Origin of the sequence: Dehalobacter sp. TeCB1 (assembly GCF_001707455.1) — a bacterium.
Classification (GTDB): domain Bacteria; phylum Bacillota; class Desulfitobacteriia; order Desulfitobacteriales; family Syntrophobotulaceae; genus Dehalobacter; species Dehalobacter restrictus.
Map to the genome: position 1 here is coordinate 59,611 of NZ_MCHF01000012.1, position 13,869 is coordinate 73,479.

Here is a 13,869-nt window from a genome sequence, read left to right on the forward strand (position 1 = left end):
TAAAACATGGCTAAATATACAGAATCAGTATGTCGTCTGTGCCGGCGTGAGGGTCAGAAGTTATTCCTGAAGGGGGATCGCTGCTATACCAATAAATGTGCTGTGGACCGTCGGGCGTATGCTCCGGGCATGCACGGACAGGCTAGAGGCAAAAAACCGACTGAGTACGGCATTCAGCTCAGAGAAAAGCAGAAAGTCCGGAGGATCTACGGCGTTCTTGAGAAACAGTTCCGTGGATATTTCGACAAAGCTGCCCGTCAAAAAGGTATGACCGGGGAAAATCTTCTCCGTTTATTGGAACGCCGTTTGGATAATGTTGTTTTCAGACTTGGCTTTGCTTCATCCAGACCCGAAGCACGTCAGCTTGTGACACATGGTCATATCACAATCAATGGCAAACGCGTCGATATTGCATCTTATCTCGTCAGCACTGGCGAAGCAATTTCGATTAAAGAAAGCAGCAAAGACAACAATAGAATCAAGGAAATGGCCGAATCCTTAAAGGATCGTGCTGTTCCTGCATGGTTAAGCCTGGATATCAACAGCATCACAGGGACTGTAATCAACATGCCAACCCGTGAAGATATTCAGATTCCGATTGAAGAACATCTTATCGTAGAGAAATATTCTCGTTAAACTTTTCCGGGAAAGAAGGGGTGCATTCCGATGCTTGAAATCGAAAAGCCCAATATTGAATGTGTTGAGAGATCTGAAGATAATACCTATGCCAAATTCATTATTGAACCCTTAGAGAGAGGCTATGGCATTACCTTGGGGAATTCCCTGCGTCGTATCCTGCTTTCTTCTCTACCCGGGTCCGCGGTTACTTCAGTAAAAATAGAAGGCGTACTACACGAATTCTCAACCATTCCAGGAGTCTTGGAAGACGTAACTGAGATCATTCTCAATATTAAATCCCTCGCTCTCAAAGGCCATACGGATGAACCGCGCGTTCTGCGTTTGGAATGTGAAGGGGAACGGGTTGTTACCGCAAGAGACATTATCACCGGTCCCGATATTGAGATTCTCAATCCAGATTTGAAGATCGCCACGTTGGATAAAGACGGACGTCTCTTCATGGAAATGAACGTCGAACGTTCCCGCGGCTATGTCTCAGCTGAGAAGAATAAAAAAGCAGATCAGGTAATCGGCGTTATTCCTGTCGATTCCATTTTTACCCCAATTTATAAAGTCAACTATGCTGTAGAAGATACCCGGGTCGGTATGATGACTGACTTTGACAAGCTTACCCTGGAAGTATGGTCTAACGGCAGTATTACCCCGAAAGAGGCAACGAGTCTCGCAGCCAAGATTTTGAGCGAACATTTGAGGCTCTTTATCGGACTGAACGATAATCTGGGTAATGTTGAAATCATGGTGGAAAAAGAAGAAGAGGCCAAAGATAAGATTCTGGAAATGACCATTGAAGAACTGGATCTTTCCGTAAGATCTTATAATTGCCTGAAACGCGCCGGCATAAACAGCGTTGAAGAACTGACACAAAGAACTGAAGAAGATATGATTAAAGTACGCAATCTTGGGCGCAAATCTCTGGAAGAAGTCGAACACAAGCTCAGAGAACTTGAGCTGGGATTCCGTACTCCGGAAGATTAAACCTAAAGGGGGGATCACAGTTGGCATACCGTAAGCTTGGAGTTAACATGAGCCGCAGAAGGGTTATGTTAAGAAATATTGTAACTTCCTTGCTGAAGCATGGAAAGATTGAGACAACAGAAGCAAGAGCAAAAGAACTGAATTCCCTGGCAGAGAAAATGATTACCCTAGGCAAAAGGGGTGACCTGGCTGCCAGACGTCAGGCGATGGAATTTTTGCTGGATGAGACGGTAGTAAAAGAGCTTTTTGATACAATAGCTCCGAAATATGCCGATAGGCAGGGTGGCTACACCAGAATCATGAAAAACGGCTATCGTCGTGGAGATGCTGCCGAAATGGTTTTAGTTGAGCTTGTGGACTAAGATGAAGGCCTAATTTCGAAGTTCGAAGTTCGAGGTTCGGTGTTCGATCGCAGATAACGGAAACCGGATACCAGGAATTGATTGATACCGGGTAACGAAACCAAATAAGCTATCGATAACCATTAATCACACACATGAATCGTACCTCTGAACATTGACACATGTTCAGCTTCGAACTTCCTGTTGGCTCTTTTGAAAACAAGCATACCGTCCAGTTCAATATTATAAGATTGCTGGAGAAAAAAATGCGCAACATCCTTCTGCGATTAGCCTATGATGGTACAAACTACCACGGATTCCAGCGCCAGCCAGAGGAACATGGACAAACTATCCAGGGAGAACTGGAAAAGGTCTGGAAGAAGCTTTTTGCCGAAGAAATAAAAATCACAACAGCGGGCAGGACGGATACTGGTGTACACGCTGCCGGCCAAGTGGTTAATTTCTGCTCAGAAGCGCGTATTCCGCAGGAGAAGATTCCTAAGGCCATGAACAGTATTCTGCCGTATGATATCAGAATACGTGAGGCCAGGGATATGCCTGAAGATTTTAGTGCCAGGAAAAGCGCCAAGTGGAAGAGATACGATTACAGAATCGATAACGGACGAATTCCTGACGTATTCAGAAGACTGTATTCTCTCCATGAGCCGTTGCAGCTGAATGTCAGCGCCATGCAAATGGCTGCTTCCCAGCTTGAAGGGAAACATGACTTCAGTGCATTTGCCGCTGCTGGGTCTTCGGCTAAAAGTTTTGTCCGGACACTGTACCGCTGCAAAGTATGTTGGCTGGATGAACAAATCGTTGTTACCTGTATTGGTGACGGGTTTCTATATAACATGGTAAGAATTATTGCCGGTACCTTGATGGATGCGGGTAAAGGCCGAACACAGCCGGAAGAAATCCCTGAAGTACTAGCGTCCAGGGATCGAACCAAAGCAGGTGAAACTGCTCCGGCCAGAGGACTCACCTTGACCTATGTCAATTATGACGCATCCAGTCCCGGTGAAATCTTTCCGGAACTTTAAGAAACAGGAAACCATAGGTTGACGAAAGACGTTATTTTAGTTAAACTTTTTAAGTAGTCTTTTACCGAACGTGAATGAGCCCTTCACGTCCGGTGATGATATAACGAACTCAAAAATCGTACATGAGAACATGATGGACGCGATTAAAAATGGAGGGAACCAACATGACCACCACGCAATTTGCGAAAGCCCATGAGGTGGACCGTAAATGGTTAGTCATTGACGCAGCCGGTGTTTCTTTGGGAAGAGTGGCAGCTGAAGCCGCCCGCTTGCTCAGAGGAAAACATAAGCCGATATTTACCCCGAACGTTGACACAGGTGATTTTGTCATTATCGTCAATGCAGATAAAACATTGATTACCGGCAATAAACTGGATAAGAAAATGTATCGCTGGCACACCGGTTATCCAGGCGGACTGAAAGAAATGACCTACCGAGTGCTGATGAGCAAAGCCCCCGAAAAAGCTATGGAACATGCTGTAAAAGGAATGCTTCCTCACAACAAACTTGGTGCACAGATGTATAAGAAACTTAAAGTATACTCGGGACCGGAACATCCGCATCAGGCCCAAAAAGCAGAAGTATGGAATATGAAATAGTTGGAAGGAGGTAAAAGCATGTCAGCACAGCTTCAGTATCAAGGCACAGGCAGAAGGAAAAATGCAGTTGCCCGGGTCAGACTTCTGGCCGGTAACGGAAAATATACGATTAACGACAGAGACCTAAGTGAATACTTCGGCAAGAAAACTTTAGAGATGATTGTTCAGCAGCCCTTAGAAGTTACTGAAACTTTAGGGAAATACGATTTAATTGCCAGAGTTCACGGCGGCGGTACAACCGGCCAGGCCGGTGCCCTCAGAATGGGTATTGCCAGAGCTTTGCTTAAAGCAGATGAAAGTCTTCGTCCGGCTTTAAAACGCGCAGGTTTTCTTACCCGTGACCCGCGTATGAAAGAGCGCCGCAAATACGGACTCAAAAAGGCCCGCAAAGCGCCTCAATTCTCGAAACGTTAATATCCAAGAAACAGCGAATCCCTCAACTAAAGGTTGGGGGATTTTTCTCTTTTTCTCATTTTTTACCTTTCTATACTTTATTAATTGAATAAAAAAATTGCTGATATCATTTTGACCATAAAAATGCGGGTATTATGTTGAAAACAGGTGAAGTAATTGGCAAAACAAAATCACTGCATGCAGACAGGCAAACCTTATCCGATCAAAGGTCGCTGAAATCATTCCCTTTTGAATAATTCACTGCCCTTCACCATAGATATAGGTGAGAGGGGGAAAACCATGGCCAAACACCTGAATTATTCACGGATCAGTGGACTGATGCACGGACAGATAATGCCAAGACCAAAGATTATACTGGCATCAAGCATTCTCATTCTTCTGGCCGTAACCGGTATTTTTCTCAGCCAGAAAACAGCAGTGCATACCGCCAAGGATGTTCCCGGATGGAGCTGGATACTTGGCGGAGTAACCATTTCGATCGATGCCGGTCATGGCGGGGTTGACCCTGGGGCTGTTGGTGTCAATAAAACCCTGGAGAAGGATGTGAATCTGCAAGTTTCTAAAAGGCTGCAGGTACTTTTCACCCAGGCCGGAAGCAAAGTTGTGATGCTAAGGGAGCAGGACCGGGATTTTGGGACTTCTTTAAGCTTGCTTCAACGCAAAAGAGAGGACTTGGCCTACCGGATTCAGACCGCTATGGAATCCCAGGCTAAAATATATCTGAGTATTCATGCCAATAGTTTTTCCGATCAAAGACAGCATGGCCCGCAAGTGTTTTATCATCCGGAATCCGATGGAGGAAAACTGCTGGCTGAAAGTATCCAGCAAAGTTTGAATAAAGTCGGAACAAAAGAACGGGAAGCAAAGGCAAACCAAAGCTATTTTATCCTCAAGAATACGGATATGGTGGCCGTGACAATTGAAGTCGGGTTCCTGTCCAATCCGGAGGAAGAAAAGAAATTAAACGAAAGTGCTTATCAGCAGCAGCTGGCCATGGCTATTTTCGAAGGAGTGGGCAATTATCTGGCCAAGGAACAGCCGGTGGCGGCAGCCGATTAATTTTGAAATTACCATCCTAGTAATAAATAAAGGAAGATACGCAATTAATCCCGAATATATCAGATAATCCCGAATATATCAGATAATCGCTTTGGAAGCTGCAACGCACCTGACCTTTCAAAGACTCGTGCTTAATTCCATTTCAAATTAATTTCAAAGAGTAAAAAAGAGTAAAAAACTAAAAAGAAGAATTGTCCATTTTGCCCAGAAGCATTGTTTATAAATTGTTTAGATTCTGTTTACAGATATTCAAGATATTGGGAGTAAAATAAGATCAGGAAGCTTTCCAATATTTGAAAAGGAGTAAGTGAAGATGAGAATATCTAAAAAAGCGGCGCTGCCGTTAGTCTTTACTGTCGGGATTCTGTTGTTTGCGACGACTGCACTGGCGGACATTGTCAGCAAGAGCGGCTATGATACGCTTAAGGACGGCTTGAAGCAAAGCGCCGCGAGCTGTTCAGAGAAATTTAACAACTTTACCCTGGATTATTCATTTGCCATAAAGTATAACGGTGAAATCATCAGTTCCCAGAACGATGTCAAAAAATTTGACCGGCTGAATGGGGCGACCGAGGACAGCTCCCGCAGTCTGAGTCCGGACGGAAAGGTTTCCGATTCTTATTACTATACGGATAAGAACGCCTGGATCAATGGTACGGATATCGGCACCGGCAATGAAGCCTATTACTATACCGAATATACCCAGGAGCGCGAAACGGATGTATTTGACAATCCTTTTAAACAGGATGAAGCGGAAGATGTTGAGAAGATTGTGGATGCAGTTGTCGGCAGTTTGAAGGACCATGTGGTCGTTCAGGAGAATGCCGATGGCAGCAAAGCGCTTTCTGGTTCCCTGTCTGAAGTACAGATTCCGGCTTTGGTCAACGCGGTGGCCTCCCTTCAGGTCAAACAGGCTCTTTCGGGACAAAACAGCTATAGTGCCAGAATCCCTGTACTAACGCAGGATATCTATGTGAAACAAATTGAAGGGTCGGCCACAGTTAATTCCGACGGTCTCTTGGATTATATTCTGGCAACAGTGATATTATCCGGAAAGGACGCACAGGAACAGGTCCATGAAATTACGATGGAAACGCTTGTTAAATTAACGGATATCAATGAAACAATTGTTCAGAAGCCGGATCTTAGTGGCAAAAAAGTTCAGAGAACAACAGAAAGAACCAGCGCCGGACCTCAGATCTCCAATCCTGAAAAGTTTATCGGGACATTTAAAAACGATATTATCATTGAGCAAGACGGTAAATTTGTCAAGATTGGCGAACGCATTCTGAAAATTGCCCATGTTGAGAGTGCAAATATTGCCGGAGAATATTCCGAGAAATACAGAGAAGGCTTTGAGACGTATGCTCAGAATGCTCTGACCTTTACGTTTGACGCCACAACTTCCAATCAGACAAAACCGGATGCCATGTTTGAATTCAGAGATAATGACGGATTGAACCGGTCCGGAAGCATCTATCTGGATGAAGCAAATGCCAAGGTGTATTTCAACTTGAACATGTCCAGCGGGTCTTACGATTCCGTCTTCTCGCCTGTTCTGGAATGAACAGATGCAATGTTAGATGATAGATAACGAATAACAAGTAACAAAACGAAAATAGCAATAACTTTAAATTGGAGCTGCCGGGGAATCCCGGCAGGCTCCTTGCAGTGCACAATGGGGGCAATTATATGGAAAAAGTGATTGAAATATGCAGCGTGACCAAACTGTATAAAAACGGCCGGGGCATTGACGATATCAATCTGGAAATTGATCAGGGGGATATTTTTGGTTTTCTTGGGCCAAACGGTGCAGGAAAAACAACGGCAATGAAGATCATGACCGGATTGATCCGGCCGGACCGCGGTGACGTCAGGATTTTCGGGCATAGTATTACCGAATCATATGAGAAGGCCATGGCGGAAGTTGGCTGTATTATTGAAATTGCTGACTCTTATCCGTTCTTGACCGCTTATGAAAACTTAAGGCAGCGTGCCCGGTGTTACCCGGGAATCGATGACCACAGAATTGATGAGGTTCTGGAGCTTACCGGTATGATCAAATACAAACAGGAAAAACCCAGGAAGTTCTCCCTAGGCATGAAGCAACGCTTGGGTTTAGCTGCGGCTATTCTGGCCAAGCCCAAAGTTTTGATCCTGGATGAGCCGTTGAACGGACTCGATGTCGAGGGGATGATTGATGTCCGTAATCTCATTAAGCAGATGGCTGAACAGGAAGGAACCACCTTTTTTATTTCAAGCCATCTGATCCATGATGTTGAACTTACCTGCAGCAGGATCGGGGTCATCGTCAACGGAAAGATGCTCAATGTGGACAGCACGGAAAAGATTCTGCAAAATTACGCCACGTTGGAGAATTACTTTGTCAGTGAGGTGGAACGCAATGGCCGCGTATAAAGCTGCTTTGATCAATGAAATTGAAAAGCTGTACAAAAAGAAAAAAGCCCTGGTTGCGCTGATTATCTCACTGGTTGTGATTGTACTGGGGCAGCTGGCCGTCGTTGGTGTCAGAACCGGCTTTGGTGTAAGAGGCACCGGCAGCGTGGAATTTCCCGTACTGGTTTTGTCGGTCGTCGTCAATACGATTCTGCCGCTGTTTACGGCGCTCGTTGCCATTGACTGTTTTTCCGGGGAGTTCTCCCATAACCTGATGCGCGTCACGCTCACCAGGCCGGTCAGCAGGCTGAAAATCTATACGGCCAAAGTCACGGCCATTGCGGTCTTTATTCTGGCCAACCTGCTGATCTTAATGGTCTTTTCCATGCTGGCCGGTTTTCTGTTTAATGCCAATTCCGCTACGCTTACCGCTGTAGCGAGAACCGTGCTCGTTTATGTGATCAGCTTGTTTCCGCTGTTTACATTGGCCCTAGGGATTGTGTTTTTGGCCAATATTCTAAAGAGCGGCACTTCGGTATTTTTTGTTGCAATTATTGTTTTTCTGGCCATCAAGGCTTTTGGTATTTTCTTTTCCGAGTACTCAAGCCTGTTGGTTACCACACAGCTCGACTGGTACAATTTGTGGCTGGCCAATTCTTTGCCGCTGGCGAAGATTGGCCGGGAGTTTTGTCTGATGCTTGGCTACGCACTGATGTTTTTTGCAGCGGGGTTTTATTTGTTTGATAAAAAAGAGTTCTAGATTTCAGAATTTGCTTAAAAATGATGCTAAATGACTGAATAAGAGGACCGGCAATGAATCTTAAGAAGCGTTTAATTGCAGCAAATGCAGCTACCGTGGCGATTCCGGTGCTGGTTACAGCACTGGTCGCCATGGCTTATCTGTTTATATACAGCAAACTATATGGCAATATATATTCCTGGGAAAGCTACCAGCGGGCCTCTCAAATTGAAGCAGTACTGATGGATACAGAAAGACTGATCCAGCAGGAGAGTCCCGACGCGATTGCCGATGAAAAGTTCCAGCGGCTGTTGCGCCAGAAAATAGCCGAAATCGGAGGCGAACTGATCATCCTGAAGGATGATAGCATGATCTATACCTCGCTGGATGCACCGGGAATTGGCAAAATTGAGCTGGCTAAGGCCTTGGAAGCAGGACAAAACAAGCCTGGCAAGGAAAGCATTGTGATCAGTGGTCAGTCCTTTACGGTTCAGATTATTGGGCAGGATCCCGCAGATACTGCTGGGGGAACCGTGCTGCTGCTGCTCGTTCCGCCGGATCAGGCAGCTAACGGCCTGATTCAGTTCCTCATTGTGATCGGCCTGACGTTCCTTTGCTCTTTCATTGTTACGAACATCCTGATCTCCTATCAGTTTTCGCGGGCGGTTTTGCAGCCCCTGAATCATCTACAACATGCTGCAGATGAGATCCGGACCGGAAACCTGGACTGCCAGATTGCCGAAGAAGGTGACCGGGAGATTGAAGCATTGTGTCGGGACCTTGAGCTTATGCGCCTTAAGCTCAAGGAATCGATCCATACCCAGCTGAAATACGAAGACAACAGAAAAATGCTGATATCCAGCATATCCCATGATCTAAAGACTCCCGTTACTTCGATTAAGGGTTATGTTGAAGGCATTTTGGATGGCGTCGCAAATACACCGGAAAAAACGGAGAAATATTTGAGAACCATCTATGTAAAGGCTGAGCAGGTTGATAAGATGATTGATGATTTGCTGCTCTACGCCAAACTTGATCTAAACCAGATTCCGTTTAATTTTGAAAGGACCGATGTTCAGGAATTCATTAAAAGCTGCTTGCTGGAAAGTGAACCTGAACTCGAAAACAATAGAATTCACACGGAAATGTTCAGTGATCTGACCCAAAAGCGCTGCGTTTTTCTTGATCGGGAACGAATGAAAAGAATTGTAATGAACATTCTGGACAACTCCCGCAAGTATATGGACAAAGATGAGGCGGTAATAAGGGTTCTGCTCAGGGAGACTCCTTCCAGTATTATTATGGAGTTTCAGGACAATGGGTGTGGAGTCAGTGAAAAGGATCTGCCGTATATTTTTGACCGGTTTTACCGTTCCGATCAGGCCAGAACAGGGATTAAGGGAAGCGGCCTCGGACTTGCGATTGCCAAACAGGTCGTCGAGGGGCATCAGGGGATTATCTGGGCAATGTCCCACGGCAAGGAAGGAATGAGTATTCTGATTTCACTGGCCTATCTTAAAGACTAGTACCACGTCAACTCTAAGTCTAGTCTACATGAAGAAAACCATCCAAAACGAGGACTGTTATGAAAAAAATTCTGATTATTGAAGATGATCTGAATATTGCGGAACTGCAACAAGATTACCTGGAAGTGGAAGGTTTTGCAGCCGACATTTGTGCGGATGGTTCTGCCGGTCTGAAGCAGTTCCAGGAAAACGGCTATGATCTTCTAATCCTTGATATCATGCTTCCGGGTCTGGATGGTCTGGAGATTCTGCGCAGTCTAAGAGATGAAAAAGAGGTCCCTGTGATTCTGGTATCTGCTAAAAAAGAGGAAATCGACAAAATCAAAGGCTTTAATCTCGGAGCGGATGATTATATCACGAAACCCTTCAGCCCCGGTGAACTTGTCGCCAGGGTCAAAGCTCATCTGCAGAATTATGAAAAACTGAAGAAGAAATTCAGCGAAAAGCAGATAAGCAACAACACTGTTGTGATCCGTGGACTCAGGATCGAGAAAGAAGCCCGCAGGGTCTATATCCATAACCGGGAAGCTAATCTCGCCCAGAAAGAATTTGAGCTGCTTTTATATCTGGCCAAGCATCCCAACCGGGTATTCGGCAGAGACGAATTATTCGAAAAGGTCTGGGGACTTGAGGCGCTCGGTGATTCCGCTACGGTCACGGTTCATATCGCCCGGCTACGCGATAAAATTGAAAGCGACCCTTCCAACCCGCAATATATCGAAACGGTCTGGGGAGCGGGCTATCGGTTCAGGGTTTAATAAGAACAAACATCAGGAATAAATCCATTACGCAGCAAAGGAAGAAGATCATTTTGAACAGAAAACAATCTAAAATTGCACTTGCCACGGTAGTTATATTATTTATTGTTGCCGGGTTAATGAGCTTTCTGGGCGGATCTGAAGCAGTCAGTGTGTTTTCCCGGTATAATTCTAATCAGGACCAGACAACCCAACAGGACAACCAGACTTTCAGCCATAACCAACAGAATGGAACGACTGAAAACAGCGGTGGGAATAACCAGGGTGCAGAAAACAGTCAGAATACTGAAGCGCAACAGCAGGAATCCGCGAACGGACAGCAGGATCAAACGGCCAAATCTCAGGAAAACCAACAAAGCGACTACCGGATTGATGTTGATGTGACCGAACAAATTGTCCAGATCTATTATCAGGGTTCTGAAATTAAACAATTCACAGCGTCGACAGGCGCCAATAATTTGACTCCGCTGGGGGATTTTGAAATTCAAAACCGCGGCGAATGGTTTTTCTCCGAAAAATACCAGCAGGGTGCCAAATACTGGGTCTCTTTCAAAGACTGGGGTGTGTACCTTTTCCATTCTGTCCCGATGGATAAACAGAAAAAAATGATTGCCGAAGAAGCGGCCAAACTTGGTACACCGGCTTCTCATGGCTGTATCAGGCTAGAAGTGGAAAACGCCAAATGGATTTATAACAACATTCCGCAGGGAACGAAGGTGCATATTCATTAATGTTATGATGATGCCGAAATACTGTTGTAAGGCCTCAAATACTTTTCGCATAACGGAGAGTATTTTTTTTGGAAAAAGACGGAATGTATAGTAAGATAAACTGAGAGAATAGATAGAAAAATTGATCAGAATAATTTAAAAGAAGTATTGGAGAAAAGTAAAAATTTAAGGACTTAGGTATTGAATAATTATTCACGTAAGTGTATAATTATTAAAATAAATTATTAATAAACTAAACGCTGCATTACCATTACAGGAGGGATATGGATGATTAAAGTTGGAATTCTTGGAGCAACCGGCTATACAGGGCAGGAACTGCTTCGTTTATTAAATAACCATCCGGAGGTCACGCTGGCGTATTTGGGCTCTTCTACATCTGCGGGAAAGCGTATTTCAGATATTTGCCCTCACCTTCAGGAAAGTCTGGAGAACGTGCTGGAGACAGAGGAGCTACCTGATGTTGACGTGGTGTTTATGGCGCTGCCGCATGGCATAGCAGCGGTCAGAGCCAGGAAATTGATGGAACAAGGCATAAAAATCGTGGATCTTGGAGCCGACTTCAGACTTAAAGACGCCCAGGAGTATGAAAATTGGTATAAGGTTAAGCATGCTGATCCGGCTTTACTGCCAGAGGCTGTTTACGGACTGCCTGAACTATACAGAAATGAAATTGCGGGGAAAGCCCTTGTGGCGAATCCGGGCTGTTATCCAACAGCATCCCAGCTAGCGCTGGTGCCGCTACTTCGGGCAGGGCTGCTTGATCCGAACAGCATCATCATCGATGCCAAGTCGGGTGTCTCAGGAGCAGGCCGCGGGATTGTCCAGAACCTTCATTATTCCGAAGTGAATGAGAATTTTAAGGCTTACGGTGTTGGTGTGCATCGCCACACACCGGAAATCGAGCAGCAGCTAAGCGGTGCGGCGGATGCGAAAGTCGTAATTAGTTTTACCCCACATCTCGTGCCAATGACCCGAGGAATACTGGCTACTATCTATGCCGGTGTCAAGAGCGGAATAACGGAGCAGGAACTGCGGGATTGCTGGCAGCAAGCTTACGAGAAGGAACCGTTTATTCATCTGATGCCGGAAAGAGAGTGGCCGCAGACGAAATATACGTATGGGAGCAACCACGCATTCCTTCAGTTAAGATATGACCAGCGGACCGGCAGGGTCGTCATGGTTTCCGTTATTGACAATTTGGTCAAAGGAGCATCCGGCCAGGCCATCCAGAATATGAACATCCTGTTTGATCTGCCGGAAACGACTGGGCTTCAAACCACTGCGCTCTGGCCATAGGGAGACAAATGGACGTTTTTTTTGTCCCCAAACACACAGACACAGAAACGATCTAAGGAGGAATAGAAATGATGGATAAATTGTATCCTTGGCAAGAAATAAATGGCGGGATTTCCGCACCGCCTGGATTTTATGCCTGCGGGGTCAAAGCGGGCATAAAACATAAAGACAAATACGATCTGGCGCTGATCTTATCTGAGATCCCGGCCAGTGCGGCAGGGATGTTCACGCGCAATGTCGTGAAGGCCCATCCGCTGGTACTCACCGAGAAACATCTTGCAGACGGCAAAGCGCAGGCTGTTATTGTCAACAGCGGTAATGCCAATGCCTGTATGGGCGAGATTGGTGACAACGCTGCCACGGAGATGGTCAGGGTGACCGCAGAAGAGCTTGCTCTTGCTCCGGAAGATATCCTGGTATCGTCCACAGGGGTAATCGGACAGGAACTGCCGCTGGCTAAAGTCATCGCAGGAATCAGGACGGCCGCAAAGGAAGTTCAGGCACTTAAGGGAAAAGTCTCCGAAAGTGAAAAAACTGAGTACGCCCACCAGGCGGCGTCGGCTATAATGACCACAGACATGGTTTGCAAAGAACTTGCTTTGGAACTGCAGTGCGCCCAGGGCACTATAAAACTTGGTATCATGGCCAAAGGCTCGGGCATGATCCATCCTAATATGGGAACGATGCTTTGTTTTATCACGACGGATGCGCAGGTTGCGCAGGATAAGCTGAAAGGGCTGCTGAAGGCGGCAACGGATGAAAGCTTTAATATGGTAACCGTGGATGGCGACACCAGTACGAACGATATGGTCGTGATCTTGGCCAACGGATTATCGGGAGTTACGCCGGAAGGTCAGGAATGGGAGAACTTTTCTGCCATGGTCCGGGAAGCCTGCTGTACGATGGCCAAAGCGATTGCAAGGGACGGCGAAGGGGCCAGCAAGTTCCTGGAAGTGAAAGTTGCAGGGGCCGCATCATTGGAAGCAGCTAGAATGATTGCCCGCAGTGTCTGTTCCTCTAATTTGGTGAAATCGGCTATGTATGGCGAAGATGCCAACTGGGGAAGGATCCTGGCTGCAGCGGGATACTCCGGAGCTAGCTTTGATCCGAATAAAGCGGATATCTACCTGAACGGACTGCAGGTCGCTGCACACGGACAGGGCCTGCCATTTTCCGAGACGGAAGCTTCGGTTTTGCTGAAAAATACAGACATCAAGGTCGACGTCGTTCTGGGTGACGGAAATGAACAGGCTGTAGCCTGGGGCTGTGATCTTACACATAAGTATATTGACATCAACGCTGATTACCGGACGTAATAATGTCAGCGTAATTGAGTGACTATTAAATATAAA

15 protein-coding genes are annotated in these 13,869 nt (G+C 45.9%); all 15 read left to right on the plus strand.

Features of this window, described 5'->3' with window-relative positions; translation table 11 throughout:
• Window positions 1–6 precede the first annotated feature (6 nt).
• A complete protein-coding gene (gene rpsD / locus A7D23_RS03645) occupies window positions 7–636 on the plus strand; it encodes a 30S ribosomal protein S4 (RefSeq protein WP_019225217.1) in 630 nt (209 codons plus the stop codon).
• A gap of 30 nt (window positions 637–666) precedes the next feature.
• Window positions 667–1,614 (plus strand): DNA-directed RNA polymerase subunit alpha, encoded by a 948-nt coding sequence (locus tag A7D23_RS03650; RefSeq protein WP_019225218.1) that lies wholly within the window; start codon window positions 667–669, stop codon window positions 1,612–1,614.
• Between the two features lie 20 nt (window positions 1,615–1,634).
• Entirely contained in the window at window positions 1,635–1,976 is a 342-nt protein-coding gene (rplQ, locus tag A7D23_RS03655; protein WP_019225219.1) for a 50S ribosomal protein L17, read from the plus strand.
• Window positions 1,977–2,221: 245 nt separating this feature from the next.
• A complete protein-coding gene (truA, locus tag A7D23_RS03660) occupies window positions 2,222–2,998 on the plus strand; it encodes a tRNA pseudouridine(38-40) synthase TruA (RefSeq protein ID WP_242837015.1) in 777 nt (258 codons plus the stop codon).
• A gap of 164 nt (window positions 2,999–3,162) precedes the next feature.
• Window positions 3,163–3,597 carry a 50S ribosomal protein L13 gene (gene rplM / locus A7D23_RS03665; RefSeq protein ID WP_015043913.1) on the plus strand — a complete coding sequence of 145 codons (435 nt, stop codon included), beginning with the start codon at window positions 3,163–3,165 and terminating at the stop codon, window positions 3,595–3,597.
• An 18-nt stretch (window positions 3,598–3,615) separates the two neighbouring features.
• Window positions 3,616–4,011, plus strand: a complete 396-nt coding sequence (gene rpsI, locus A7D23_RS03670) for a 30S ribosomal protein S9 (RefSeq protein ID WP_015043912.1) — start codon at window positions 3,616–3,618, stop codon at window positions 4,009–4,011.
• 279 nt (window positions 4,012–4,290) lie between these two features.
• Entirely contained in the window at window positions 4,291–5,070 is a 780-nt protein-coding gene (locus A7D23_RS03675; protein ID WP_019225221.1) for an N-acetylmuramoyl-L-alanine amidase, read from the plus strand.
• A 313-nt stretch (window positions 5,071–5,383) separates the two neighbouring features.
• The gene (locus A7D23_RS03680; protein WP_068883201.1) at window positions 5,384–6,637 is read left to right on the plus strand and encodes a hypothetical protein; all 1,254 of its coding nucleotides are present in this window, start codon (window positions 5,384–5,386) and stop codon (window positions 6,635–6,637) included.
• A gap of 125 nt (window positions 6,638–6,762) precedes the next feature.
• The gene (locus A7D23_RS03685) at window positions 6,763–7,488 is read left to right on the plus strand and encodes an ABC transporter ATP-binding protein (protein ID WP_068883203.1); all 726 of its coding nucleotides are present in this window, start codon (window positions 6,763–6,765) and stop codon (window positions 7,486–7,488) included.
• Complete coding sequence (locus tag A7D23_RS03690) at window positions 7,475–8,227, plus strand: ABC transporter permease (protein ID WP_068883205.1); 753 nt, start codon at window positions 7,475–7,477, stop codon at window positions 8,225–8,227. The genes A7D23_RS03685 and A7D23_RS03690 overlap by 14 nt, the downstream gene beginning before the upstream one ends.
• A gap of 53 nt (window positions 8,228–8,280) precedes the next feature.
• Window positions 8,281–9,732: a HAMP domain-containing sensor histidine kinase gene (locus A7D23_RS03695; RefSeq protein ID WP_068883207.1), complete on the plus strand. Its 1,452-nt coding sequence runs from the start codon at window positions 8,281–8,283 to the stop codon at window positions 9,730–9,732.
• 59 nt (window positions 9,733–9,791) lie between these two features.
• Entirely contained in the window at window positions 9,792–10,490 is a 699-nt protein-coding gene (locus A7D23_RS03700) for a response regulator transcription factor (protein ID WP_068883208.1), read from the plus strand.
• Window positions 10,491–10,543: 53 nt separating this feature from the next.
• Window positions 10,544–11,221 carry a L,D-transpeptidase gene (locus A7D23_RS03705; protein ID WP_068883210.1) on the plus strand — a complete coding sequence of 226 codons (678 nt, stop codon included), beginning with the start codon at window positions 10,544–10,546 and terminating at the stop codon, window positions 11,219–11,221.
• A gap of 267 nt (window positions 11,222–11,488) precedes the next feature.
• A complete protein-coding gene (gene argC, locus A7D23_RS03710; protein WP_068883212.1) occupies window positions 11,489–12,517 on the plus strand; it encodes an N-acetyl-gamma-glutamyl-phosphate reductase in 1,029 nt (342 codons plus the stop codon).
• A 68-nt stretch (window positions 12,518–12,585) separates the two neighbouring features.
• Window positions 12,586–13,833, plus strand: coding sequence for a bifunctional glutamate N-acetyltransferase/amino-acid acetyltransferase ArgJ (argJ, locus tag A7D23_RS03715; RefSeq protein ID WP_068883214.1), 1,248 nt, complete (start codon window positions 12,586–12,588; stop codon window positions 13,831–13,833).
• Window positions 13,834–13,869: the final 36 nt, after the last annotated feature.